A 25,214-nucleotide genomic window follows, 5' to 3' on the forward strand; every position below is an offset into this window, starting at 1 on the left:
CCCATTCTGGTCGCACTTCACTACAGGGACGAAGCAAGTCGGGGATTCTCGACATTGCGGGGCCTTCGGCCCTGTGCGCCTTTTTGGTAGTGCCCGCAACCAGAAAGGCGCACGGGGCCGAAGGCCCTAAATCCACCCCTGCCGGCGGGCGATCACCGCTGCTTCGTGCCGGTTGGCAGCACCGAGTTTGGTGACAGCTGACGACAGATAGTTCCGGGTGGTTCCTGCCGAGAGGTGTGCCCGGGAAGCGATCTGCTCGATGGATGCTCCGTCGGCCGCGTACTCGAGTACGTCCGCTTCGCGCGGAGTAAGTGGTGAGTCGCCGGCGCCGATTGCCTCGGCAGCCAACGACGGATCGACGTACCGCCCGCCCGCGTGGACGCTGCGGACCACCTCGGCGAGCGTCGCCGCAGGCGTCGTCTTCGGCAGAAATCCTCGGACGCCTGCTGACAGTGCCTTCTTCAGATACCCGGGACGCCCGTGGCTCGTCACGATGATTGAGACGCACCCCGAGACCGTCTGCGCAATCTGTTGCGCCGTCTCGATGCCGTCGATACCTGCCATTTGAAGGTCGAGCACGGCTACATCAGGTTGATGTTTTGCAGCAGCGACCACGGCATCCTCGCCGGATTCGGCTTCCGCGACGACAACGATGTCGTCCTCGAGCGACAACATCATGGCCAGAGCCGAGCGGATCAGGTTCTCGTCGTCGGCCAGCAGTACCTTGATCGGCTCGGTCACCGAGACTCCTTCGTTCGGGACGGAAAGTGGGCGGTGAGGGTGAAGCGATCTTCGTCCTGCACGGTTTCGACAGTTCCTCCGACGGCGCCGACGCGCTCGCGCAATCCGTTCAGGCCGGTTCCGTTGTTCGGCTCTGCGATCCGTGCGCCGTCGTTGGCGATCACGACGCAGTCCGCGAACACTTCGATGCTGCAATTCTCGGCACTGGAGTGCCGGAGAATGTTGGTGACGCCTTCACGGACGACCCAGGCGGCAGCTTCGGCCAGTTCCACCGGCAGCTGATCTGCCGATCCACGTATCGCAGTGGAGATTCCGGCGGCCTCGAGCAGAGACTGCGCACCGGCCAGCTCGGACGCCAAGGCGATGGACCGGTATCCCCGAACCAACTCGCGCGCTTCGTCGAGTGAATCTTGCGCAAGTTCGCGTACTTCGTCCATCTGCGCGGCGGCACGATCGTCGCCGCGTCGTGAAAGAGTAGCTGCAAGTTCACTTTTCACCGCAATTGCAGACAGTGCCCGCCCGACGACGTCATGGAGATCGCGTGAAAATCGCAACCGTTCCTCGGCGACGGACAGAGCGGCAGCGGCTCCGCGTGCCTCGTCCAATTCGGTGACCATCCGCAGCAGCCACACCGACATGTAGACGGTCAGCCCCATGAAGGCGGCGACGATTCCGACGGACACGCCGCTTTCCGGACCCGCAAGCAGTCCCAGTACAACCCCGGCGGCCACCGAGCCCACGATCAGCCAGCGCAACGACGTCAACCCCGCAAGGGGCACGACAAGGATTGCCGCCAGCCAGAAGTACGGGCCGTTCTCGCCATTGCTTCCCAAGGCAATTCCCGCCGAGCAGAACGCCGACAACGTCATCACGGCAAGAGGAATCTGGACGGGCTTGGCCACGACTCCGCCCAGATCAGGCATCCGAGACACGGCGATGACGCACGCAACGGCACTGATTCCGAGGAAGACACCCGACAGGTACCGATCCGCAACGACCTCGGTGACCGCACCGAAGCCACCGAAAACCACTGCGACCATGATGAACGATTGCCGCGTGTAGAGGCGAACCTTGTCGACGTTCGACGCGGTTCGCCACGTCCGTCTCGGATTCCAGCGTCCGAAGTTCTGCGCGATCATGCCCACTACCTTCTCAGAGTTCTACGAACGCGGTTCCCAGCGGAAGTGGACGTTCGCGATCAGAACCGAACCGACGATCCACGCCAGCATGACCAACAGCGGTTGCGCAGCCGAACCGAAGGTGTCGACAAATCCCGCTGCCGCACCGGGCGCATCGCCCAGATCAGCCAGTTCGCCAGTGGTCCGCCCCAGCCATCCGAGATTGAGAAGGTCCACTACTGCGGCCAGCGGAGTGAAATCGAGAATGCGAGCAATGTTGTCCGGCACGACATTCCTGATCGAGGACATACCTGCCGTCGCCAGAATCAGAATCGGCATGCAGGTGATCTGCGCCGCCTCTGCATTTCGCGTGACAGCCGAAGTGATCAACGCCAGCGCCGTGAAGAGCGCGGCGCCGCCGATCACCGCGACCAGCACCAGGACCGGATTGACCGGAGCACTACCGCCCAGAACCATCACGGCGATTCCGATCACCACCGTCAACAGGCCGGTGAGAACCCACGACGGCACTGCCGGGCCCGCGAGGATCTCGGCGTCGCTGCATTCCCCGGTCCGTAGTCGCTTGAGAACCAACTCGTCACGACGCGTCGCGTACACCGACAGGAGGTTGTAGAAGACCACGAACACGAGCAGGAAGAGTGCAAACACCTCGAGGCCTGCCGACACCGACTTGTCGGACAACCCGCCATCGCGTGAGAGGTACAGCATTCCCACGGGAAAGATCAACGGGAGGACGATTGCGTTGAAGAGCAACAGTCGATTTCGTCCCAGGAGCGTGAACTCCGAACGAGACAGGGTTGCTATGCGGTTCATGCCGACGCTCCTTCGAGAGCTGCGTGATGATCGAATTGGTCTGCAATGGAGAGGAATACGGTCTCCAGGGATGCCGCGCGGGCATCCAGGCCGGTCAGCAGGATGTTGTTGTGCTGTGCCCACAGCAGCAGTTCCGTCAGCGTCTCCTGCACTGTGCGAGTGGTGATCACCACCAGATCGTTTTCGACGCGTACCTCGGCGCCGGCCAGGGCCGGGAGCGGAAGACCGGGACGGTGCAGTTTGATCTGGGCAGGATGATCCGCGACGACGTCCGCCACGGTTCCGCTGCGCACCACCGATCCTCGGTGCATGATCGCCAACTGGTCGCACAGGGACTCGGCTTCGTCCAGGTAATGCGTCGTCAACATGATGGTGACGCCCGACGCTTTCAAGTCAGCGATCAATTGCCAAGTGTTACGTCGACTTTCGGGATCCAAACCAGTAGTCGGCTCGTCGAGAAACAGGACGAGTGGCCGGCCGATGATCGCGCACGCCAGATCCAGTCGCCGCGCCTCACCTCCCGAGAGGAACTTCACGCGGGTATCACGACGGTCACGCATGTCCACGCGCTCGAGCACCTCGTCCACGGGCAGCGGATTCGAGCAGGTTCCGGCCCACATCGCCAAACTCTCACGAGCAGTCAGGTCTTGGGGCAAGCCACCCTTCTGGAGCATGATGCCAAGCGACGGGCGAATCTGCTTGCGGTTGCGCACCGGATCCATGCCCAGAACGCGCACCGTTCCGGCACTGGCTCGTGAAAGACCCTGAATCACTTCGAGGGTGGATGTCTTGCCGGCACCATTGGTTCCGAGGAGGCCGAACAGCTCGCCTTCCTGAACACTCAGATCCAGATTGCGAACAGCATCGAACGCCTCCTTACCGGAGCCGTAACGCCGCGACATTCCGACTACGTCGATCACGGGATCGCCCTTCATCGCTGCGCCTCCGCTCGGTTCCAGCCGCGCAGTCCGATCGCGAATCGAATACCCGCATAGACAGCGAGAGCGGCAACAAGGATCCAGAACACCGGATTGGAGCCGATGATCGCGAACACCACTCCGACGATCGCGATGTTCACCACGATCACTACAAGTTCGCGGCCCATCGTGGGTGCGGGTCCGATGTCCATCAGGTCCGTCAGGAGGCTTCCCTCATGTGGTTCTCTCATGCATCCAAGCTTCGCGGGAAGTCAGAGCCGAAAACAGTGCACAGCGTCATCACCTGCGGTGACACCGTCACGGATCAGCGATGACAAATGTCATGCGACGTCCCCGCGGGGACGCGTCGTAAACCGCGGGTAAGGGTCACCTCGTTGTTTTGCCGTTCATTTTTACGTTCCTTTACCCTTGCTTCGAGCTTCTACGGTTCCCGAAGTCCGTACATCGAATCTCGGGAGTTCACGGTGGCTATCAAGCCTTTGGCCTTGTTCGTCAAACACGACGGCGTGTCTGCACGCGCGTCGATCACCTGCCAGTACAAGTGCGGAAACGCGTGCTCTCACGAGGTCCCCAACACCTCGGGCGGCGAGTACTTCCGCGACATCGCACGCACAGCGCTGAGTCGTCGCGGCTTGCTCCGGGGCAGCGGCATGGCAGTGCTCGCGGTGGGAGCGGGCAGCGCCCTCGTTGCCTGTTCGGACGAATCCGCAAGTGCCGAACCGGGAACCGGATCGACGAGCGGCAGCAGCAGCGGATCAACACCAGCGGGGACGAACTTCGGCGCCGTCGCGCCCAACAAGGAAGACAAGGTCACCGTCCCTGACGGATACGATCAAGCCGTCGTGATTCGCTGGGGTGACGCCGTTCTCGCCGGCGCCCCGGCTTTCGACTTCGACAAGCAGACTGCGGCAGCGCAGGAACTGCAGTTCGGATTCAACAACGACTTCGCCGGATTGCTCCCGGTCGACGGGCAGCCCAACACCTACCTACTCGTGGTCAATCACGAATACTCCACCGAGCCGGCGATGTTCCGCGGCTACGATGCGGAGAACCCGACCGAGGAGCAGTTCAAGATCGGCCTCGCCAGCCACGGACTGTCGGTCGTCCAGGTCAAGGGCGAATCCGACAACGGCAAGCTCGTACCGGAGATCGGATCGAACAACCGCCGCATCACCGGAACCACGGAATTTGTCGTGACCGGCCCCGCTGCAGGTAGCGACTTCCTCAAGACGAGTGCCGATCCCACGGGAACCAAAGTGCTCGGCACCCTCAACAATTGCGCCGGCGGCGTCACCCCCTGGGGCACAGTGCTTTCCGGCGAAGAGAACTTCAACCAGTACTTCGCGAACGCCGAGGGTGTCACCGATCCCACGGTCGCAGCGCGACTGAAGCGCTACGGTCTTGCCGGCGCCGCTTCCGAGCGCAAGTGGGAACGCTTCGACAAGCGGTTCGATCTGGTCGCAGAACCCAACGAGGTCAACCGATTCGGATACGTCGTCGAGATCGATCCCTGGGATCCGTCGTCGACTCCGATCAAGCACACAGCGCTCGGACGTTTCAAGCACGAAGCCGCCACCATTTACATCACGGCGGACGGCACCGTCGTCGCCTACAGCGGCGACGACGAGCGCTTCGACTACATGTACAAGTTCGTCTCCAGCCGAAAGATGCAGGACGGCAAGAGTCAAGCAGCCATGCGCCACAACATGACTCTGCTCGACGCCGGAACACTGTACGTCGCAAAGCTCAGCGGAAACTCCGCCGGCGAGATCGACGGCAGCGGCAAGCTTCCGTCGGACGGCAAGTTCGACGGAACCGGCGAGTGGGTAGCCATCCTGCGCACCGGCGAAGACGGCAAGGGCGAATCCTTGGTCGACGGCATGAGCGCCGAAGAGGTCGCCGTCTTCACCCGCCAGGCCGGTGACAAGGTCGGGGCAACGAAGATGGATCGCCCCGAGGACTTCGAGGCAAACCCGAAGAGCGGCAAGGTTTACGTCGCACTGACCAACAACACCAAGCGCGGAGTCGACGGTGGCGCCGCGGCCGACGAGGCGAACCCGAGGAACAACAACAAGAACGGCCAGGTCCTCGAAATCACCGACGACCACGCCGGCACCACCTTCGGCTGGAATCTTCTTCTCGTCTGCGGAGATCCGGCCACAGCCGATACTTACTTCGGCGGGTTCGACAAGAGCAAGGTCAGCCCCATCTCATGCCCGGACAACCTTGCCTTCGACCCGCACGGCAATCTGTGGATCTCCACCGACGGCAACGCACTCAAGTCCAACGACGGGCTGTTCAGCGTTGTCCTCGAAGGCGAAAACCGCGGTGAGACAAAGCAGTTCCTCACCGTTCCCGTCGGCGCCGAAACCTGCGGCCCCATCGTGGACGAGAAGCGCGTCATCGTCTGCGTCCAGCACCCCGGCGAGACCGACGACGCCAGCATCGAAAGCCCCGCATCCCATTGGCCCGACGGTGGTTCTTCCCAGCCTCGCCCGTCGGTAGTTGCAGCCTGGAAGAAGGACGGATCTCGGCTCGGCTCGTAACACACACGAAAACGACTGTGGGGCAGATCGCATACTCTGCGATCTGCCCCACGTCGTTTACCTCAGATTCTCAAGAGAATCAGTTGTCACCGTCCTCGCGACGCTTACGCGTCAGGAGAACAACACCCGTTCCCAGCGCCAGCAGCAGAACCAATCCACCTGCTGCGAGCAACCCGGTGTTCACGCCACTCTCACCAGCGCCACCACCCGAGTTGATCGTCCCGCCCTGAGGAGCAGACGGCTTCGGCTGACCCGGCTGACCCGGGTTTGCTGTCGGCGGCTTCGGCTGTCCCGGAACCGTGCTCGGAACCGGCTGACCCGGAACCGTCGGCGGTACGACGATCGGAGGCACAACGACGATCGGGGGAATGATGATCGTCGGTGTAACCGGCACCGTCGTGGTCGGAACCGTCGTGGTCGGCGGAACTGTTGTGACCGGCGGCGTTGTCGTCGACGGCGTCGTTGTCGTCACGCCACACGGATCCACAATCTCTTCCGCGACAACTTCTTCTGTCGTGGTCTCCTCTGTGGTGGTCTCCTCCGCGGTGGTGGATTCCTCCGTACCGGTCACATCAGCGTCACCGGCAGTGATCGCGCTAGCCGTCGTCGTCGCAACCGTTGTCGTCGGAACCATCCGCGTGGTCGTCGTCGGAGGAACACAGGGCTCCGTCGTGACCGGCGGCGTCGTGGTGGTCGTCGGCGGCACCGTAGTGGTGGTCTCCGGCGGGTCTATCGGGTGTTCGGTGCAGAGAGCGTCGCCCGGGACACAGTCCACTGGCGGCTTCTCGCCACCAACCACCAGGTAGTTGTTCAGGACACCCGGAGTGAATCCGGGACCTGACAACGTTCCGATCTCAGGATTGACCTTGACGGTGTACGTCACTGTCGCGGTCTCGCCCTTGGCCAGCTTTCCGGTGACCGTGAAGACGTTGTCGACGACACCCGAAACGACCAGCGTGGAAGTGGTAGCCGGATCCTTCGTCATTACTGCATCGTCGAGAACGTCGGTGAGATCGTCGTAGAAGCTGACCTCACCATCCGCGGTACCCACATTCTTGAACGTGAGCGTGTACGTGATCTCCTGGCCACCAACCACACGGTTCGTGGTGGACGGAACAGAGGACTTCAGTACCTCGATCGCGGGTGTGCCATCCACCGGATGCTCGGTCGTCACCGGCGGAGGAGTGATCTCCGGACCCGTCGGCGGCTCCGCAGTACCGGTGACCTTGTTGTTGATCAACGTGCCACCGGCGACACCATCGTTGATCTTCACCTGGTAGGTCAGGACAACCGACTTACCGGCTTCCAATCCACCGGTCCAGGTGAGCGTCGTACCCGACAGGGTCGGAGCAGCACCGTCGACACCGTCGACAGTCGCCTTCAGCGAACCGTCCACCAACGTCGCGTTGTCGAGAACCTTCGACAGATCATCGGTCAACACCACCGGATCAAGAGTCGTGTTACCCGTGTTGGAACCGGTCACCGTATACGTGATCGTCTGACCAGCAGCAACATTGGTACCCGACGCAGGATCGGCAGCCTTCGCGACCGTGAACCCCGGAACCTTCACCGGATGCTCGGTCGTCACCGGCGGAGGAGTGATCTCCGGACCCGTCGGCGGCTTCGCAGTACCAGTGACCTTGTTGTTGATCAGAACCCCGCCGGCAACACCATCGTTGATCTTCACCTGGTAGGTCAGAACAACCGACTTACCGGCCTCGAGCACGCCGGTCCACGAGAGCGTGGTGCCCGAGAGTGTCGGAGCAGTCGCGTCGACACCGTCGACAGTCGCCTTGAGCGAACCGTCCACCAACACCGCGTTGTCGAGAACCTTCGACAGATCATCGGTCAACACCACCGGATCAAGAGTCGTGTTACCCGTGTTGGAACCGGTCACCGTATACGTGATCGTCTGACCCGCAGCAACATTGGTACCCGACACTGGATCGGCAGCCTTCGCGACCGTGAACCCCGGAACCTTCACCGGATGCGTCGTGCACAGCTGCGTCACCGGATCACACACCTCCGGAGGATCAACCGGCGGAGTCGTCCCCGGAACAACGAAGTTATTCACGAACACCCCACCGACCACATCGGCATTGACCTTCACCGAATACGTCACCGTCTTCGTTTCGCCGGCCGCCAGGGTTCCCGTCACCGAGAAACCATCACTGCCGACCATCGTCGCAACCAACGGAGCATCAGCAGCCAAACCACTCAATGCACCCTTGTCCACAACCTGACGCAAATCATCGAAGTACGCCACCTCACCCGCACCGTTACCGGTGTTCGAGAACGTAAGCGTGTACTTGATGTCCTGACCGGCAACAACATTCGAACCCGACACCGGATCAGAAGACTTCACCACAGCAATCTTCGGAGACAGAACCGGATGCTCCGTCGTCACGGGCGGAGGAGTGATCTCCGGACCCGTCGGCGGCTTCGCAGTACCGGTGACCTTGTTGTTGATCAACGTGCCACCGGCAACACCGGCATTGACCTTCACCTGATAAGTCAAAACAACAGACTTACCCGGCTCCAGAACACCAGTCCACGAGAGCGCCGTCCCCGAGAGCGTCGGAGCAGCGGCAGCAGCACCGTCGACTGTCGCCTTGAGCGAACCGTCCACCAACGTCGCGTTGTCGAGAACCTTCGACAGATCATCGGTCAACACAACAGGATTGAGCGTCGTCTTACCGGTGTTCGTACCTGTCACCGTATACGTGATCGTCTGACCAGCATTGACGCCGGTACCCGACGCAGGATCGGCAGTCTTCGCGACAGTGAAACCGGGAACCGAGTGATTCGTCTCCACCGGAGGAGGAGTGATATCCGGACCGGTCGGCGGCTTCGCAGTACCCGTGACCTTGTTGTTCAGGACCGTACCCGCAGCGACACCGTCGTTGACCTTCACCTCGTAGGTCAGGACAACCGACTTGCCGGCTTCGAGAACGCCAGTCCACGAGAGCGTCGTACCCGACAAAGTCGGAACAGCCACGGAAGCTCCGTCAATGGTCGCCTTCAGCGAACCAGGAACGACAGCAGCATTATTGAGGACCGCACCCAGATCGTCATTGATCTGTACCGGATCAAGCTTCGTCTTGCCGGTGTTGGTGCCGGTGACGGTGTACTTGATCGACTCGCCGGCCTGAACCGTCGAACCGGAAATCGGATCGGCAGTCTTCGCCAGCGTAAAACCTGGAACCGAGTGATTCGTTTCCACCGGAGGAGGAGTGATGTCCGGACCGGTCGGCGGCTTCGCAGTACCGGTGACTTTGTTGTTCAGAACCGTTCCCGCGGCAACGCCGGCATTGACCTTCACCTGGTATGTCAGAACAACAGACTTACCGGCCGGGAGATTCGCGGACCACGACAAAGTGCTGCCCGAAAGAGTCGGAGCAGCAACAGGAGCACCGTCGATGGTCGCCTTCAGCGAGCCCGGAACGACAGCAGCATTGTTGAGAACCGCACTCAGATCATCGGTGATCGTCGCGGGAGTCAGGGCCGTCCTGCCGGTGTTGGCACCGGTGACGGTGTACGTAATGGTGTCGCCGGCCTGAACCGTCGAACCGGAAACCGGATCAGCCGTCTTGGTCAGCGTGAAACCAGGCATGGGATGCGTCGTGCAGAGATTGGTTGCAGGATCACATGTTGTGGGGGGAGTTGTAGTCCCCGGAACCAGATAGTTGTTCAGAACTTTGTTGCCGCCGTCTTTGACAGTGACGGTGTATGTGACTGTCCCCTTGCCGCCGGCCGGCAACGTGCCGCCGACCTTGATCTTGTCGGCGCCGTTCAATGCGGCGGTGAGTCCGCCGGTTGCAGCACCGACCGCAACTGTTCCGTCATCAATGACGTCGGCGAGGTAGTCCGTGTAGTCGATCGTTGCCGGCGCAGTGCCCGGATTCTCGAAATTCAGAGTGTAGGTGATTGATTGGCCGATATTGACCGTCTCACCGGTAGGTGGTGACGACGACTTCTTCACGAGAACCGGGGTGTTCTTGACCTTGCAATACACGTTGTCACCCGGTGTAAGTGCTGCCTGCGCAACGTCACCGACCCTGAGGGCCTGGGTCACGCCGTTTACCTGGCAATCCCACGATGTCGCATAGTTCGCGGTCTTGGTCGCCGAGGTAGTTGGCTTCTCCCAGAACGTGACAGGGGTGGGCGTGGTATCTGCGAGGAGCGTCCGCCAGCCAGTCGATGCCGTCGTATCAGTCGCACCGGTCGTGGTGCTCTTGATCTCGGTTGCTGCAGCGGCGCCTGCATCAGCGTGGTGTCCGGTGCTCATGCCGATAGTGAAATCGTCACCGGGGGTGACGCGCGTGAGGTCCTTGTCGATCTTGACCTTCGACAGCAGCACACCGAACGCCAGGCCCTGACGCGAGGTCGCCTGAACGGTATTTCCGAAAGTGGCTGCGAAACTTGTCGGAGCAGTCGATGCAACGACCAGCGTTCCGGGCGTGCGCCCCTGGCCATTGACGTTGTTCCACGAATCGCATCGGACGGTATTGGCTGGCATACCCGTCAGCCCACCGTCACAGGCCCGAATTCCGGGGTAGGCAGGATCACTGTCGTCACCGACGGTACGTGCGATCGGGTCTGCTGCACGATCAGGTGACAGGTTGAGTCACGCAGCCTGAGTGGCTGGTGTGGTCATGATGGTCTCGTATTCTATGGGGGTCAATCGGCCGAGTCCGACTTGGCGGCGTCGGCGGTGGTAGGTCTTTTCGATCCAGGTGACGATCGCGATCCTGAGATCGTCACGGGTGCGCCAGGGGCGGCGGTCCAGGACGTTCTTTTGCAGTAGAGAGAAGAAGCTCTCCATGGCGGCATTGTCGCCGGCCGCAGCGACGCGGCCCATCGAGCCGACCATGTGATGGCGGCTCAGAGCGCGGACGAATTTTTTTGATTGAAATTGCGATCCTCTGATGCTCTCCTGAGAGTCAAGCTGCTTTTCGATGGTGTCGGGTGTTCGGGGTGATGGTCTGCGGTCCAGGGTTGAGGAGGTAGTAGACCTCGCGAGCCAGGTAGCGTTTCAGGCACCGAATGGTTTCCAGTTTCGAGTGGCCTTCGCTGGTTTTCTTCTCTACGTAGGCCTGGGTTTTCGGGTCGAGTCGAATGCGGCCGATGACGGCCAGATGCAAGGCTCGGTTGGCTTGGCGGTCACCGCCGCGATTGAGGCGGTGGCGTTGGGTCATGCCAGAAGATGCGGGTAGCGGCGCGACACCGCATAGCATCGCGAACGCGGCTTCGGATTTCATTCGATCGGAATTGTCGCCGGCGGTGACAAGCATTTGTCCGGCGACTTCGATACCGATTCCGACGCGCTCGAGTAGTTGAGGTGCGAGGGCTTTCACGATCGGGTTGATCAGTTCGTCGAGATCGGCGATCTCGTCGGTCAATTCGAGATAGCGGCGAGCCAGGGATTTCAGCGAAACCCGGTAGGCGGTCACAGGATCGGTAGCGTTCGAGACATCCGGCCGCCACGCGGCGAGGAGGCGTATCAGCTGCATCCGCGTCAGATCGCGGACCTGCTCGCGCAGCTCGTCGGGAGCGGAGATGATCGTCATCCGCAATAGTTGCAGCGCACTGCGCCGCTCTCGTACCGAATGGGCTCGGGTCACCCTCAACACACGAAGTGACTCGACGGCACCGTCTTTCGATTTCGGGGTGGTGGTGCGCCGGTTGGTTTTGGCTGCACGCGCTGCGTTAATGGCATCGAGGTCGTCGTTTTTGCCCTTACGGCGGCGGTCCGAGCGATCGGGGCGGTCCACCTCGAGTACCGTCACGCCGGCTTTCGCGAGGTGGCGGGTCAGCCCAGCTCCGTAGGAGCCAGTGCCCTCAATACCGATCCGGATCAGATTGCCGTACTCGCCGATCCAGGTCAGCATGGTTCGATACCCGTTTCGGGTGGTCGGAAAACTGCGAGTTCCGAGGACGTTGTCGTCGGTATCGATCACCGCGGCGACGTGCAGTTCTTTGTGGGTATCGACTCCGGCGAACACTTCCCGGTCTTGATCGAGATCGGCTTTGTCAGGCATCCTTGTCATGTCGCTTTCCTCTCCGTTGACCGATGAGCAAGGCGGCGCCGCGCATCGACCGAACCGGCGGACAAGACAGTGATGAGCACCTGGTGGTGCAGGCTCTCCTCAGGTCACCCCGACGGTGAGGCGTAGCGCCTCACCGGGGGTTCCCAGGAACCGACAAATCCAAGGAAAGACATACGATCGTCGATCGGAGTGCGGGTCAGGAACACTGGGAACTCCCGGCACCAGCATTCTCTCGTCTCCATGCGTTAACGGTCAGGAAATCCGAAAACACCGGCACAAACAGTCTCACTATCGGAATGGTCACCGCGAAGCCCGCATTGGCGAGCACGGAAGCAACAAGTGCCTGATGGAAAGTCGCGTTGAGCGAACTCTGAAGATAAGTCGGCATCACTACGAGGAACGTGTAACCGGCAGCAGACCACCCCATCAACCGCCCGATTCCGAGCAGAATCGCCTTGGCTGTCTCTCCGACAGTCGGCTGCACTACAGGCGCCGCTGCATCAGCTGTCGGTTCGGACTGGACTGATCGAGCACGCTCGAACCGGGTACATCATTTTCCCGGCAGGTTCGCCTGGGAAAGATAGGCGGCAGCACGGCGCAAGACTTCGTTCTCCTGCTCGAGCAACCGGATTCGCTTGCGCAGTTCCCGGTTCTCGACCACGTCCTCACCGGTAGTTCCTGATTTGATTCCGTCCTCGATATCGGCCACTTTCAGCCAACCCGTCAGGCAGGATTCACTGATCCCGAAGTCGGCGGCGATCTGCTTCAACAGCATTCCGGGCTCGCGACTGCGGGCAACCCGAACAACGTCCTCACGGAACTCTCGGGGATAGGGCTTCGGCATGGTGCACATCCTTCCAGCGGCACCTCTCGGCACCACAGATCAGATGTCACCTATCCGTGCAGCAGACCCATCTGCCGTAGAGGCTTGTCCGAATTGAAAGTGAGGAATTCACGGTCGTTCGTAGTATTGATATTCGCGTCTGTCGACTCGGCGTCGGCTGCTACAAGCCCGTAGTTGTTGACGGCGCCATTCGGCCCCGTCATCACGATGTTCTTCAGCGAGACTGTTCCACCGGACTGACCAGCGGTGGCTGAGGTTTGGTAGATCGCCGGCTTGATCGTCGTCGGCACACCCGTGTACGCGGAAGTCCCCAACGCTGCATAGTGCAACGTGGGAAATGCCTTCGTCTCGATCCCCTGGTGATTCTTTCCTGCAACCGAGTCAGTGAGGAAAGCCTTGAAGTTGATCTTGTAACCGTCGGTGAGCTGAATTTCCATCGACTGCCCGGCCGCAGAAGCAGCCGTTGCCGCATCGAGCGTCGACATATCGATCCAGCAGATGTTCTGCGAGAACGGACCGGTGCCGGGGGCGCTGAATGCGCAGCCTTTTGCAGGCTGTTCATCCGGAAGAACAGCGGCGCGAGCCGGCGCCTGAGCCTGAACGGGGCCGCCGAGCGTCGCGGCCGGCTGCGCTGACGCAACCACTGCCGTCGCGCCGGAGATACCGAGAATCATCGCGATGGCGGTCCATACCACCGTCCACGCTCGCACCCAGGGCGGGAGCCCTGCGGTGAATATGGCCGACCTTGTCGGCGGTATGTCGTTAGGCATTTCTTACTCCCCAGGATGTGCCTGATCGATGTTCGATGGACGGAGATGCGAGAGCGCTGGCGCGAACTCCCGGTTGATCGGTTGGTTCGGGTCGATGCGCCTGTTTTCGGCTGATCGACCTCACACCGGACGCTGTTGCCGGTCCTGTCATTCGAGCTCCTCTTCGGAAACACCTGCGTGTTGGAAGAGCCGCCCTGAACAGGACCTTGGCCCTCGAAATCCGCGCAAATCGAGAGCAACCTTCCAGTTATCAGGAACAAGATAACAGATAACCGGGAGCTTGCCCATCGAAAGTCGGACAAAGCAGACCGATCGACGTTTTTGTTCGTAGATCGGACAAGCTTCGAGGAGCAGTGTTGTCCGAGCGGACAATTCAGCCCTCGGAGTGCGGCACCGCGGCGAACGCGATGACATTCAATGTTTCCGCTGACCAGATCGGGTGACGACCAACCTCAAGGAAGGTACGGAATCTGGACAAATGCCCAATATGGATAAGGCCTGTTGGATGCGCCACAGACCCTCGAACGACGGTCGGAAACCCCGTCCTGAATGGAGTCCGATCACCCGTGCGAGCACGTCGAAATTGATCGAATTGATCCAGACCACACTCAGCGACGGCTGCCGGTAACGAAGCATCCCGAGGCTCCGATAATTGGATTGCGAGGCACCAACTTCGCCCGAAACCGGGCGGCCGCCTTCGATTCAAACCCAACTTCAAGTCCGTTTTGTAGCTTTTCAGGCAGAGCAGTTCTGCTCATTTTCTGCCATAGCTATTTTCTGATCCTGCTCAGCTAGTCGAAAGTTCAGCGACCGTGGCTACCGCCCGGCAGAATTCTCGTAACTGACGAGCAACAACCGGACTAACCAGCCAAGCGTCACAAGAGTGCCAAAAAGGGCCCTTCCGCGTGCCTCGAGGCAAATGCATCGAGGGCGAAAGGGCCCGAACCGGGCACCACGGAGCCAAGGGCCCCGCCGCAAACTAGCTGCTGCCGAACCCCACACTGTTGGCGTAGCGATCGAAATCGCCCTGGGCTCCGCTGTAGACGTTGATATCAGTGTTTCCGGTGATTCCGGGGATGCGTCCGGTGCTGGTGTACTGCCAGAAAGTCCAGTTGGACCAACCGCCGGGTAGCGGCCCCGGTGCGTTCTGCCCGTTGTAATCGGCGATCCACAGCGGGTAGTGGTTGAACTCGGTGGTGTTGGCCATCTGAGTACGCCAGAAGTTGGGATACGTGTAAATGATGGGCTGCCGCCCGGTAAGTGCCTGGACTGTATTCAAGTAGCGATGAGTCCAGTCGATGACCTGCCCGGCGGGCAGTCCCTTCGCGTCCTCGAGATCCAGAACGGGCGGGAGGTCACCAGGTCCGTTGATACCCAGGACGATCGCCGAATAGAAGGCGGCCTGGGCTTCGGGGGACTGGCGAACGTCTGCGTAGTGGTAGGCCCCGCGCGAGACGCCGGCAGCACGCATGACCAGGCAATCCTGGATGAAGTACGGATTGACGTAGTTGAGCGACTCGGTGGCCTTGACCATCGCGAACTCGTGCCCTGACGCCTTGATCTGGAACCAGTCGATTCCGGTTCCGTCCACGTGCTGCCACGAAGAGACGTCCGGGCCGCGGGGAGCGTCGGCAGCGGCGAGGCCAGGTGCCGTGATCGCGATGGCAGCTGCCATCGCGATCGGGGTGAGCTTGCCCAGTGTCCTGACGATCCGTCGCTCGACCATTTCCCGAGACTAAGGTCGACTAGTCCGTTTTGTCCCCTAATTCAGGGAATGTTCACTCAACCGAGCCAATCGAGAACAGCCGCAGCGGTCCACGACTGTTGCATACTGCCCAGCGGCTCACCGGTGAAAGGCTCGTAGTATTCGGCAAAACTGCCATCGCTGGCCTGCCGCAACCCCTCCGAACGCAAGACGTGCGATCTCTCGGCCCACCCCCGACGCGCGAACGCCCACGAGAACAACCACGTGATCACCGGCCACACCGGGCCACGCCAATACTCCCGCGGGCGGAAATCGCCGGAAACCGGAGACGTCGACGGTGGGACAGCAAACCGCATGTCCGGGTGACCACAGAATTTGGGCCCCTCGAAAGTGCGCAACAGAGCGCGCTCGGCATCGCGGCTCAGGCCGCCGCACAGCAACGGCGCAAACATCGCGATGGTCTCGGTATGAACCCATCGCCCGGTGCGAAGATCGAAATCCTTTGCTGCACCTGATCGTTCATCGGTGGTGGCAATCACGCCCTGCCGGAATCGATCTGCCCAACCGCGCAGATCACGGACGTCGGAGTTCGGCCGCGAATGCTCCTCACCGATAGTTGCCAAGACGTCGCATGCCATCGAGAAAACCGCACTGACAAACACGTCCTCGACGGCAAAACTCATGGCAGTGGCGAGTTGAGAATCCTCGTACCGCACGGCCTTCATCTCTTCGAGAAGCCAAAGGTAGCGGTCATATTCGTTATCCGTGGGCCGCTGAGACAGGTCCGTCACCACAGCGAGATCAGCACGCTGATACGCAGGCACTTGTCCCGCAACAACATTCGCGTACGCCAGATCCCAACGCGGAGAGTTGTCCATCCCAGATTCCCACCCGTGATAGAGCGCGATACGGCCGTTGCCGTCGAGATCGCGGGCCTCCGCCAACCACCGGTGCCACCGAACCAGATCGCTCCAGCGCCGGTCGAGGAACTCTTCCGCGACCGCACGCGTCGTACGTCCGTGCCGACGCGAATGATCGAGAATCCGCTGCACCGCGATCGCGTGAACGGGGGGTTGGGTGATTCCCGATGTAGCGGTACCCAAAGGAGCATGCGCTGCCAACGCATTGACATCCCACCGCGTCGGGCCGGGGAAGTAGCCGTCGACACCGTTCGCGAACACGATGTGCGGAATCATTCCGTTCTTCCACTGAGCCGAGAGCAAGGTATCGAGCTCTACTACCGCCCGTTCGACGCTGAGCGGCGCCAGACCTACCGCCACGAACGCGGCGTCCCAGCTCCACATGTGGGGATACAGCTTCGGGGCAGCGCTGGTCATCGTGCCCAGGTCGTTTCCGCGCAGCAAGTAGGCAGCTCGGGCGGCGAGCTGAGTCGGGGTGAATCCGCGGTCGGCCATAGATGTCTATTTTGCGACGCGTCGAGCCTTTGCGCTCACCGAGCACGAATCCGGCGCCGCAGCCGCAATAATGAAGGAAGTCCGTCAGGTGATCTCGGAGTGGAGGCCTAGTGCGCGAGAAGATCAAAGCACTGCTGTTCGACGTCCAGGGCACAGCGACCGATTTTCACAGCACACTGTGCCGAGAGGCCCGTCGAATCACCGACGCCGACGTGGACTGGCCAAGATTCGTCAATCTCTGGCGCGCTGAGTACTTCGCGAACACCTCCGAGGCCGACGATTCCACAGGCGAATGGGTGACAGTACATTCGGTGTACCGCGAGGCTCTGCGCAAGCTGTTGGCCCGCGAGAGCATCGAACTTTCCGATGCCGAACAGGAAGAACTCACCACCGCCTGGAAATTCCTGGACCCGTGGCCCGACACTGTCGCCGGCCTGACAACCCTGCGCCAGCAGTACACAATCGCTGCCTTGTCCAACGCCGACGTGAATGCCGCAGTCAGCATCTCCCGGCACGGAAATCTGCCATGGCATGCCGTCTTCACTGCCGAAATGGCCGGCGTCTTCAAACCAGATCCGAAGATCTACCACCTGGCTGCTCGATATCTCGGGTACGACCCGGCCGAGATCATGATGGTTGCCAGTCACAAATACGACATCCGGGCGGCCAAAGCTCTCGGATTCCGCACAGCCTTCATAGCTCGACCACTCGAATTCGGAGCCAGGGGCAATCCCGATGTGTCCTTCTCCGACGAGTTCGACATCAACGCCGAGGACTTTCTCGATCTGGCAGCGCAATTGGTCCACTGATCCCGTGCCTGCGCGTCGTTGCTGGTATTCCTACGTGAAGGAATATCGAAACGGACAGGCGGTTTGGAATTCATGGGCACCAAGGAAGACAGCGCTACCCGCGAACGCAAGGCCCTGCGGTGCTCGCTCGTGGTCGCAACGGCGTTGGCTGTGCTCGCCGCATTCTGGGGCTGGATCTCGCAGTCCCAGGTGATCCTGCTCGACGGTGTGTACGCCCTCATCGGAATGGTGTTGACGGCGATCTCACTGCGGGTCTCGCGGATAGCCGACTCGGGCCCCACCGCACGCTTCCCGTTCGGAAAGGAGGCATTGATCCCGGTCGTCATCGCTGTCCAGGGCATGGCACTACTGGCGACGCTCGCCTACGCCGCAGTCGAGGCAGTTCGTGTCATCCTCGCGGGCGGAGCCGACGTCACCGCGGGGTCTCTGGTGGCATACGGCGCTGTCAGCGCAGTGGTGTCGATCATCATCTGGCGCTACGTCGGACAAGTCGACCGCACATCTGATCTGCTCGTCGCCGAAGCCAGGCAATGGGGAGCGTCGGCTGCCTTCAGCGCGCTGGTCGCGGTCGGTGCTGTCGTCGCAATGATCCTGGGCCGCACCGATTTTTCCGACGCCGACCGATATGTCGACTCCGTCTTGGTCCTCCTCGGCTGCGCGATGCTGGTCCCGCAACCGTACGCACTTCTGCGAACCGCACTGATCGAACTCCTCGAAGGTGCTCCCGGCGAAAACGTTCAGGCCCGCGTGCACGATGCCATCGCCGTCGTCCGCGACGAATTCGGTTTGGACGAACCGACTCTCACCATGAGCAAGGTGGGTCGCAAGCTGTATGTCGAAGCGACGTTCATGGTCGCGCCACACAGCTGGGACATCGACGGTGAAGACGCAGTACGACGCTCGTTCGCCACCAGCCTCGCCGATCTCCCCTACGAACCGTGGCTGAACATCGAACTGACTACAGATCCGGCGCTGATGCTCTAGCGACGGAATCTGCTCTCGAACAACAGAATCACGACGGCCGGGCCCACCTCACCTTCTCGAAAAAGCCCTTGACTCGAAAGTATGTTCGAGTATGATGGGAGGTGGAACGGGGGGTTCTCATGACGATCAACATCACCGAAGATGCCGTCACCGACGTGGTCAACAACTCCGCCGTGGGTGTGCGCGGACGATTGTGGCGGCTTCACCCCAGCGACGTCCGCGAGATCGCCATCACCGCGTCAGCGGAAATTCTTCGCCTGGAAGCCATTCGAGTGGCCGCTGTCGACACCCTGACGTTGAACCCGGACGAACAAGTACTCTGCTACCGCGGCACCGGACAATGGCTCGCGAACCACACCATGCTGCAGATCTCCACCGGCAGAAGAATCGCAGCCCTGGGCAAAGCGCTACGCTCATTTCCCGAGATCGAAGACCAATTCGATGCCGGTGACCTCACTTTCGAGCACGCAGCACTGATCGTGGCGTTCTGCGAATCCCCACCCAAGGCAATGCCCGACGCCGCACTACCGTACTGCCGCGACACACTCCTCGCCGCAGCATCCGGAACCGAAGCAACCACCGTCAAACTGCGCTCCGCCATCAGCGTCCTCGAGCACATGTTCGAATCCGACGACCCACCACCAAGCGAAGACACCGACCGCAACGAACTGCGCATCTCCCCCACCCTCAACGGAAGAGTCGCCGTCCGAGGCGATTTCGACGGAGTGACCGGCGAAATGCTTCTCTCCGCCCTCTCCAACCTCTCCATGCCCACCCCCGCCGAAGACGGCACACCCGACAAACGACCCGCCGCCACACGCAACGCAGACGCCATGGCAGAACTCATCCGACGCTACCTCGACAACGCTGCCACCGGCATCGACGGCGGCCAACGCCCACACCTGAACGTGCACATCAACGCCAAAGACCTGGCCTACCACCGTGAATGCACCACAACGATTGATCGCTCAACACCTGTCCCCTCCGAGGACGACGATCCCGGCATGCTCGATCTCGACTTTCACGATCTCGACAAACAAGATCTCGATGTCGGCCACATGCCCTGGATGGGACCACTGAGCGTCGGCCGCACCCGCATGATCGCCTGTGACTGCATGCTCTCCAGCGTCCTCCTCGACGGAAACGGTGCCCCACTCGACGTCACCCCACTCAAAAGGCTTGTCACCGCAGCACAACGCACCGCCCTGATCGCCCGCGACAAAGGCTGCGCCTTCCCCGGCTGCGACTGCGTCCCCGCCTGGACCGACGCCCACCACATCAAACACTGGGCCAAAGGAGGACCAACCGTCATGGACAACCTGGTCCTACTCTGCCGAACCCACCACACCCTGATGCACCGAAAACCCGGATTCACCGGACAATGGGAAATCCGAATGGGCACCGATCACCTGCCCTGGTTCATCCCACCACCGGGCATCGACCCCGACCGGAAACCCCGCCGCTCCACCACACGACTCTGAACCCGGAGGTCACCGAGCAAACGCCTCGGTGACCCATTCCGGCGTGCTTCGATAGCCGGAAAGGGCGGCGCGGCGACATCCATCCAACTCCACGCTCACAGGAGTACCACCCGAACCGTCAACCCGTAGGAGGGTTGATGATGCTGTCGCTGTCGCGATCTGATCACAAGGCGGAGCTATAGGAGCATCGGCTATGGCGGCAACCACGTCTCGACTCTCCGCTTCGGACAGGCGAATAACGTCCACGTCTGTCTGAGATTCATGCCGGCACACGGATAGTCGTGCAGCATCAGCGACAGGCGTAGCCAGCTCATTGTCGAGCGGGTCATAGACTTCGCCTCTCTCGAACTGCTCGCGCGCCTTGTCGACTTCTCTGGCATCTGTCCGGTCGAATTGAAGGGCAGACGAGCGATCGCAATTCGCCATCGTCGGAGAAAGACTCAACGAAGTTCGGACACGTTCGACTTCATGCAGAGATCGAAGCGAATCGAGAGGCCCGACTTGAAAGCCGCACGGACTCGACGGCCAGGCCGGAAACATCACTTGTCCGGCACTATTGACCATCCACAGTTTGACGGGAATCAGTTCGCTTGTGACACAACTCGCAACGACATTGTCGGGAAAGCGTTTGGAGTCGACACGATATGCATCCTTGACGGCGGCTACGTCACCTTCGAGTCGAACCATGTCGACGGTTAGCGCTCCGGAGGCGTCTTCGCCGACTTCGCAACGAAATACTGCCACTGGATCGAAATCAGATGGAGGATACCCTATTTCGTGTTTCGGACGCGAATACAGATCGACACCGAACAGGCCCCATGCGACTTCAATTCCGAGACAGTCGGCAGTCTCGAACACCCGAGCCTCAGGAGGTGTGAAGTACACCGAATCTCGCCAGAAGGGAGCCGAACAAGCGGTGGCCAGGCAAAGCGACGCCACCAACAGCAGCGCGCGTGCCGAGACCGTCAATTGCCCGCCCACTCCAGAAGATCTTCGGCGGTCCACGTATTGATCACCCGATCCGCTTCGACGCCGCACTTTTCGGCCCGGTCACAGCCGTAGCCCTGCCAAGCCAACTGACCGGGGGCATGGGCGTCAGTGTCGATGGAGAAAAGACAATCGAGATCGCGGGCCAACTCGATCAAACGCGAAGGCGGGTCACGACGCTCCGGTCGGGAATTGATCTCAACGGCTGTGCCTGATTCGCGGCAGGCCTCGAACACTTTCTCCGCGTCGAACTGCGACTCGGGCCGGGTTCCGCGAGCACCCTCGACAAGACGCCCGGTGCAGTGTCCGAGAATATCGACACGCGGGTTTCGCACTGCAGCAAGCATTCTGCGGGTCATCGCCTCACGCTCGGACCGCAGCTTGGAGTGGACGCTCGCCACCACGATGTCGAGTTCGTCGAGCAGATCGGGATCCTGGTCGAGTGAACCGTCCTCGAGGATGTCCACCTCGATTCCCGTGAGGATGCGGAAGGGAGCCAGTTCGGCATTCAACCCGGCTATCACGTCGAGTTGAGACCGTAGGCGCTCCGCGGACAGCCCGTTGGCAACTGTGAGGCGAGGCGAATGGTCGGTGAGGGCACAGTAGTCATGGCCGAGTGCTGCTCCGCGTCGCATCATCTCTTCGATGGGGCTTCCACCATCGGACCAGTCGGAGTGGGTGTGGAGGTCGCCGCGGAGGGCTTGTCGCAATGGGCTGTCGCCGATGGGCTCAGCCTGCCCCCGCAGTTCCTCGAGATACTCGGGGATGCCGTCGTACGACTGAGCGATAATCGTGGCAGTCTTCGGCCCGATGCCGGTGAGCGCCTTCCAACTGTCGGCTTTCCGGCGAGACTCCTTCTGCTCGTCGGACAATCCTGAAAAGACCTCCGCAGCTCGGCGATAGGCCTTGACGCGGTGCGTTTCAGCGCGTGATCGTTCGAGCCAGTAGGCGATCTCCCGAAGCGCTTCATCCGGTTCCATGAGACCACTGTTCCGTCAGCAGCGGCTCGCGGCAACCCTTGATCCCCTTACGCTGTGAATATGGACGACCCGAGAGCACGATTTGAAGCCGCGCGGGTGGCTCACCTGGCAACGGCAGATGCGGCCGGCGTTCCGCACATCGTGCCGCTGGTATTCGTCTTGGTCGGCGCCACCGTCTATTCCTGTGTCGACCACAAACCGAAAACCACGACCGCTCTTCGCAGGCTCCGGAACATCACCGAGACGGGGCGCGCAAGCCTGCTCGTCGATCATTACGACGACGACTGGTCCGCGCTCTGGTGGGTCCGCGTCGACGGACATGCGGAGGTTCTCGACCCCGGCACCAAGGAGTCCGAGAGCGCGATCGATGCTTTGGCCGCAAAGTATCCGCAGTACGTAGATCACCGACCGCACGGACAGGTCATAGCTGTCCGCGATGTGGAGTGGTCGTCATGGTCCGCAGCAGCCTAAGGTTCTGTCCTAGTGTTCAAGGAGCGAAAGTGATTGCAACACTCTCAATTCGGACAAATTGGCGGGGGATCGATGAAACGACGGCAGTTACTTCAGCGCGCAGCCACAGGTCTGGCGCTGGTAGCGGGACCTCAGGTGATCGACATGGGTAGCAGTTCCGGAAGCAGTCAAGACGCAACAAGCCCGTTGAACGAACAGTTGTCGGTTGTTTCGCTCTCACACGTGAACGACCCGGCGACGACACCGGTTTTTCCAGGCGACCCCGAGTTCACTCTCGACACAGCGGCCACCATCGCAGACGACGGCTACTACCTCCAGTACGTCAAGGAAGGTGAGCACACGGGCACGCATTGGGGCGCACCCGCACACTTCCAGGAAGGCGGCCTCACAGCCGACCAACTCGATCCGGCGGACCTCTTCCTCCCCGCAGTGAAGATCGACATCCGGGACAAGGCTGCCGCCGATTCGGACTATGCGCTCACGGTCGCGGACCTGCAGGAATGGGAAACGCGCAACGGCAAGATCCCCGATGGAGCGGCCGTAGTTCTCTGGACCGGGTGGGAATCGCGCTGGGGTAGCGAAGAATATGCCAACTCCGATGCCGAGGGCGTCACCCACCAGCCCGGCTTCTCGGTGGACGCGGCGCGGTGGCTGATAGACACCGGCCGTTTGGGCACCCGCGGAGCCTTGGGAACCGACACGTTCGGTCCCGACCTCGGAAACGACGAAACCTACCCCGTCTCGACAATCCTGTACGACAAGCATCGAATCAGCCTGGAGAACTTGAACAATCTTGCCGCCCTGCCAACCACCGGGGCTAGCATCCTTGTCGGTGGTGCGATCAACAAAGCCGGATCGGGTTCACCGGCAACGATTTTCGCACTACTACGGCGATAACCATTTGCGGCGGTCGCCGTAGACAACGACAGCGCCCTTCCCACTTCTCTTCGCCTCGTACATCGCTGCATCGGCTCGGCGGAGAAGAGTGTGCGCGCTGAGCGGTTCGTCCCCGAACTCGAACTGCGCGGACTCGAAATGCGCGACACCAACGCTCGCACCCACCGACACCGATGTGTCTGCAGTCTGATCGGACCTGAGCGCGTCGACGATCCGGCGAGCCACGACGACGGCGTCGTCGATCGTGCCCTGCAGGAGCACTGTGAACTCGTCGCCACCGAATCGAGCGACAAACGCACCCTCGGGAACCGCTTCGCGCAGACGTGCTGTGAGAGCAACCAGTAACCGGTCGCCGGCCGGGTGCCCGTATCGATCGTTGATCTGTTTGAAGTCGTCCAGATCGACAAGCATCAGCACCCAATCGGAGTTCGTCTGGCGATAGTTTTCGATGGCGCTCGCAAAGTGTTCGTCGAACGCGGCCCGGTTTGCAAGCTCGGTGAGTGGGTCGTGATGTGCTCGGTACCTCAGCTCGTCCTGGGCAGCGGAGATCTGTTGGAGGAGCGCGTCGTTCTCGAGGAGCGTGAGTATTTGGCGCACCAGCGCGAGAACCAACACGCCGACGCCGAGTATCACGACCACGGCATCGAGGTTGCCGACGATCAGCGCCTGAACAGTCACGATCGTCGCGATCACCGCGATCAACAGATACGGCAGCAGCAACTGAGTCCGATCGCTTCGCCACTGCTGCGGCGCGTTGCGGTTCCGAGGCTCGGTTCGCTTCGTCAGCGCCGCCAAGGCGATCAACGGCGGCCCCGCGATGAACCCGGCATCGGCGATGGTCGGCATACTCTCGGCGCCGATCGCCACCAAGTACGCGTAAAGACTGTCCGAAAGGGAGAGCATCACCAACCCGCACCCGAGGAACGTCAGCGGTTCGCGGATCTCGGCAACGGCCTTCGGTCCGATGACCATCAGCAAGACCATGGCGATCAGAACGAAGTCGGTGATCGGATACATCACCGCGACAAGAAACCCGAGAGATCCCGTCGGACCGGTATGAACGACGGCGCCCAGGGCCGTCGTCCACGTGAGGATGAACAATCCACCGACAACGACAAGACCGTCGAGCGTCAGCACGAGCCAGAGATGGATCGGACCGATCGCCTCACGCCGGGGCGACTGACGCACCAACGACAGAAGCGCCGGCACGGCGAACACCGGGAACATGAAGAAACCGATATCCGCGATCGACGGCGACGGAAGTGGAACGTGGAGAACCGAGCGGTAGAACGCCCAGAAGAACATCCCGAGAGTCCAGCCGGCCATACCCAGAGCCATCAGAGTTCGCCAACGACGCTCGACGCCGTGATAGCGCCGCGATGTCCACCAACAGACCGCAGTTGCGGTGGCTCCGCCGACGAGCTGGGCGATATCGTCCACCAGAACCGAAGTTCGTGGGCTGAGCAGCCCGGATCCGGCGAGAGCGATGACCGCGACAACGACGCCGAGAACCAGCCACGTGCGTCGCGCTCGGAACTGCGTCATCGAAGAACCCATCGGTGTTCAAGGCGTCACCACCGATCGTCTTGCAGCCGGCATCGTTGCGGCCGGAATGTTCGTGGTGACGAATGCCCGTACGAACCT

The 25,214-nt window shown here is 61.2% G+C and carries 21 protein-coding genes and 1 pseudogene; 6 read left to right on the plus strand and 16 right to left on the minus strand.

Going from position 1 to position 25,214, the window contains the following annotated elements; all coding sequences use genetic code 11:
• Positions 1 to 126: 126 nt before the first annotated feature.
• The 5 genes from YH3_RS01405 to YH3_RS01425 are packed head-to-tail and all read right to left on the minus strand — an operon-like array spanning position 127 to position 3,861.
• A complete protein-coding gene (locus YH3_RS01405) occupies positions 127 to 741 on the minus strand; it encodes a response regulator transcription factor (protein ID WP_003946002.1) in 615 nt (204 codons plus the stop codon).
• Positions 738 to 1,880: a sensor histidine kinase gene (locus YH3_RS01410; protein WP_064443447.1), complete on the minus strand. Its 1,143-nt coding sequence runs from the start codon at positions 1,878 to 1,880 to the stop codon at positions 738 to 740. The genes YH3_RS01405 and YH3_RS01410 overlap by 4 nt, the downstream gene beginning before the upstream one ends.
• Before the next feature lie 21 nt (positions 1,881 to 1,901).
• On the minus strand, positions 1,902 to 2,693 hold the full coding sequence (locus YH3_RS01415) for an ABC transporter permease (protein ID WP_064442867.1): 792 nt from the start codon (positions 2,691 to 2,693) through the stop codon (positions 1,902 to 1,904).
• Complete coding sequence (locus tag YH3_RS01420) at positions 2,690 to 3,628, minus strand: ABC transporter ATP-binding protein (protein WP_064442868.1); 939 nt, start codon at positions 3,626 to 3,628, stop codon at positions 2,690 to 2,692. Before YH3_RS01420 ends, YH3_RS01415 begins: the two co-directional genes overlap by 4 nt.
• Positions 3,625 to 3,861, minus strand: a complete 237-nt coding sequence (locus YH3_RS01425) for a hypothetical protein (RefSeq protein ID WP_223304396.1) — start codon at positions 3,859 to 3,861, stop codon at positions 3,625 to 3,627. Before YH3_RS01425 ends, YH3_RS01420 begins: the two co-directional genes overlap by 4 nt.
• 234 nt (positions 3,862 to 4,095) lie before the next feature.
• On the opposite strand from YH3_RS01425, the gene YH3_RS01430 reads away from it, so the two are divergent.
• Complete coding sequence (locus tag YH3_RS01430; protein ID WP_042450656.1) at positions 4,096 to 6,177, plus strand: PhoX family phosphatase; 2,082 nt, start codon at positions 4,096 to 4,098, stop codon at positions 6,175 to 6,177.
• Between the two features lie 79 nt (positions 6,178 to 6,256).
• Here the strand turns inward: YH3_RS01430 and YH3_RS01435 are convergent, their stop codons facing one another.
• The 8 genes and pseudogenes from YH3_RS01435 to YH3_RS01470 form a co-directional block, all read right to left on the minus strand.
• Positions 6,257 to 10,696: an isopeptide-forming domain-containing fimbrial protein gene (locus YH3_RS01435; protein ID WP_238592498.1), complete on the minus strand. Its 4,440-nt coding sequence runs from the start codon at positions 10,694 to 10,696 to the stop codon at positions 6,257 to 6,259.
• 108 nt (positions 10,697 to 10,804) lie between these two features.
• A pseudogene (locus YH3_RS01440) lies at positions 10,805 to 11,110 on the minus strand (integrase core domain-containing protein); the annotation flags it as partial.
• A 10-nt stretch (positions 11,111 to 11,120) separates the two neighbouring features.
• Positions 11,121 to 12,227: an IS110 family transposase gene (locus tag YH3_RS01445; RefSeq protein ID WP_082920510.1), complete on the minus strand. Its 1,107-nt coding sequence runs from the start codon at positions 12,225 to 12,227 to the stop codon at positions 11,121 to 11,123.
• A 196-nt stretch (positions 12,228 to 12,423) separates the two neighbouring features.
• Positions 12,424 to 12,711: a hypothetical protein gene (locus tag YH3_RS01450; RefSeq protein ID WP_064442869.1), complete on the minus strand. Its 288-nt coding sequence runs from the start codon at positions 12,709 to 12,711 to the stop codon at positions 12,424 to 12,426.
• A 66-nt stretch (positions 12,712 to 12,777) separates the two neighbouring features.
• Positions 12,778 to 13,071 (minus strand): transposase, encoded by a 294-nt coding sequence (locus YH3_RS01455; RefSeq protein WP_003945099.1) that lies wholly within the window; start codon positions 13,069 to 13,071, stop codon positions 12,778 to 12,780.
• A gap of 50 nt (positions 13,072 to 13,121) precedes the next feature.
• On the minus strand, positions 13,122 to 13,841 hold the full coding sequence (locus YH3_RS01460; protein WP_238592500.1) for a CshA/CshB family fibrillar adhesin-related protein: 720 nt from the start codon (positions 13,839 to 13,841) through the stop codon (positions 13,122 to 13,124).
• A gap of 979 nt (positions 13,842 to 14,820) precedes the next feature.
• Positions 14,821 to 15,516 carry a glycoside hydrolase family 25 protein gene (locus tag YH3_RS01465; RefSeq protein WP_371594797.1) on the minus strand — a complete coding sequence of 232 codons (696 nt, stop codon included), beginning with the start codon at positions 15,514 to 15,516 and terminating at the stop codon, positions 14,821 to 14,823.
• A 107-nt stretch (positions 15,517 to 15,623) separates the two neighbouring features.
• A complete protein-coding gene (locus YH3_RS01470) occupies positions 15,624 to 16,961 on the minus strand; it encodes an amylo-alpha-1,6-glucosidase (protein WP_042449890.1) in 1,338 nt (445 codons plus the stop codon).
• Between the two features lie 110 nt (positions 16,962 to 17,071).
• Here YH3_RS01470 and YH3_RS01475 point away from each other — a divergent pair, with 110 nt between their 5' ends.
• From YH3_RS01475 to YH3_RS01485, 3 genes are all read left to right on the plus strand, one after another.
• A complete protein-coding gene (locus YH3_RS01475; RefSeq protein ID WP_007735269.1) occupies positions 17,072 to 17,770 on the plus strand; it encodes a haloacid dehalogenase type II in 699 nt (232 codons plus the stop codon).
• A gap of 72 nt (positions 17,771 to 17,842) precedes the next feature.
• Positions 17,843 to 18,754, plus strand: a complete 912-nt coding sequence (locus tag YH3_RS01480; protein WP_064442872.1) for a cation transporter — start codon at positions 17,843 to 17,845, stop codon at positions 18,752 to 18,754.
• Between the two features lie 119 nt (positions 18,755 to 18,873).
• Positions 18,874 to 20,235 carry an HNH endonuclease signature motif containing protein gene (locus YH3_RS01485; protein WP_064442873.1) on the plus strand — a complete coding sequence of 454 codons (1,362 nt, stop codon included), beginning with the start codon at positions 18,874 to 18,876 and terminating at the stop codon, positions 20,233 to 20,235.
• A 9-nt stretch (positions 20,236 to 20,244) separates the two neighbouring features.
• Here YH3_RS01485 and YH3_RS01490 read toward each other — a convergent pair whose 3' ends face one another.
• Positions 20,245 to 21,093 (minus strand): hypothetical protein, encoded by an 849-nt coding sequence (locus YH3_RS01490; protein ID WP_238592501.1) that lies wholly within the window; start codon positions 21,091 to 21,093, stop codon positions 20,245 to 20,247.
• A gap of 107 nt (positions 21,094 to 21,200) precedes the next feature.
• Positions 21,201 to 22,202, minus strand: coding sequence for a PHP domain-containing protein (locus YH3_RS01495; RefSeq protein ID WP_064442875.1), 1,002 nt, complete (start codon positions 22,200 to 22,202; stop codon positions 21,201 to 21,203).
• Between the two features lie 60 nt (positions 22,203 to 22,262).
• Here YH3_RS01495 and YH3_RS01500 point away from each other — a divergent pair, with 60 nt between their 5' ends.
• Both YH3_RS01500 and YH3_RS01505 read left to right on the plus strand, forming a co-directional pair.
• On the plus strand, positions 22,263 to 22,673 hold the full coding sequence (locus YH3_RS01500; protein ID WP_202427235.1) for a TIGR03668 family PPOX class F420-dependent oxidoreductase: 411 nt from the start codon (positions 22,263 to 22,265) through the stop codon (positions 22,671 to 22,673).
• Between the two features lie 144 nt (positions 22,674 to 22,817).
• Positions 22,818 to 23,570: a cyclase family protein gene (locus tag YH3_RS01505; RefSeq protein ID WP_007729041.1), complete on the plus strand. Its 753-nt coding sequence runs from the start codon at positions 22,818 to 22,820 to the stop codon at positions 23,568 to 23,570.
• Here the strand turns inward: YH3_RS01505 and YH3_RS01510 are convergent.
• A complete protein-coding gene (locus YH3_RS01510) occupies positions 23,559 to 25,115 on the minus strand; it encodes a GGDEF domain-containing protein (RefSeq protein WP_064442877.1) in 1,557 nt (518 codons plus the stop codon). The genes YH3_RS01505 and YH3_RS01510 overlap by 12 nt on opposite strands.
• Positions 25,116 to 25,214: the final 99 nt, after the last annotated feature.

The sequence above is a fragment of the Rhodococcus sp. YH3-3 genome (genome assembly GCF_001653035.1).
In the GTDB taxonomy this organism is placed as follows: Bacteria; Actinomycetota; Actinomycetes; order Mycobacteriales; family Mycobacteriaceae; genus Rhodococcus_F; species Rhodococcus_F qingshengii.

What these genes read in the sequence shown, in the direction of transcription:
- YH3_RS01410 (WP_064443447.1), bottom strand. Translation starts at nt 1,880, where the DNA reads ATGATCGCGCAGAACTTCGGACGCTGGAATCCGAGACGGACGTGGCGA.
- YH3_RS01415 (WP_064442867.1), bottom strand. Translation starts at nt 2,693, where the DNA reads ATGAACCGCATAGCAACCCTGTCTCGTTCGGAGTTCACGCTCCTGGGA.
- YH3_RS01420 (WP_064442868.1), bottom strand. Translation starts at nt 3,628, where the DNA reads ATGAAGGGCGATCCCGTGATCGACGTAGTCGGAATGTCGCGGCGTTAC.
- YH3_RS01425 (WP_223304396.1), bottom strand. Translation starts at nt 3,861, where the DNA reads ATGAGAGAACCACATGAGGGAAGCCTCCTGACGGACCTGATGGACATC.
- YH3_RS01435 (WP_238592498.1), bottom strand. Translation starts at nt 10,696, where the DNA reads ATGCCAGCCAATACCGTCCGATGCGATTCGTGGAACAACGTCAATGGC.
- YH3_RS01445 (WP_082920510.1), bottom strand. Translation starts at nt 12,227, where the DNA reads ATGACAAGGATGCCTGACAAAGCCGATCTCGATCAAGACCGGGAAGTG.
- YH3_RS01455 (WP_003945099.1), bottom strand. Translation starts at nt 13,071, where the DNA reads ATGCCGAAGCCCTATCCCCGAGAGTTCCGTGAGGACGTTGTTCGGGTT.
- YH3_RS01460 (WP_238592500.1), bottom strand. Translation starts at nt 13,841, where the DNA reads ATGCCTAACGACATACCGCCGACAAGGTCGGCCATATTCACCGCAGGG.
- YH3_RS01465 (WP_371594797.1), bottom strand. Translation starts at nt 15,516, where the DNA reads ATGGCAGCTGCCATCGCGATCACGGCACCTGGCCTCGCCGCTGCCGAC.
- YH3_RS01470 (WP_042449890.1), bottom strand. Translation starts at nt 16,961, where the DNA reads ATGGCCGACCGCGGATTCACCCCGACTCAGCTCGCCGCCCGAGCTGCC.
- YH3_RS01480 (WP_064442872.1), top strand. Translation starts at nt 17,843, where the DNA reads ATGGGCACCAAGGAAGACAGCGCTACCCGCGAACGCAAGGCCCTGCGG.
- YH3_RS01485 (WP_064442873.1), top strand. Translation starts at nt 18,874, where the DNA reads ATGACGATCAACATCACCGAAGATGCCGTCACCGACGTGGTCAACAAC.
- YH3_RS01495 (WP_064442875.1), bottom strand. Translation starts at nt 22,202, where the DNA reads ATGGAACCGGATGAAGCGCTTCGGGAGATCGCCTACTGGCTCGAACGA.
- YH3_RS01500 (WP_202427235.1), top strand. Translation starts at nt 22,263, where the DNA reads ATGGACGACCCGAGAGCACGATTTGAAGCCGCGCGGGTGGCTCACCTG.
- YH3_RS01505 (WP_007729041.1), top strand. Translation starts at nt 22,818, where the DNA reads ATGGGTAGCAGTTCCGGAAGCAGTCAAGACGCAACAAGCCCGTTGAAC.
- YH3_RS01510 (WP_064442877.1), bottom strand. Translation starts at nt 25,115, where the DNA reads ATGACGCAGTTCCGAGCGCGACGCACGTGGCTGGTTCTCGGCGTCGTT.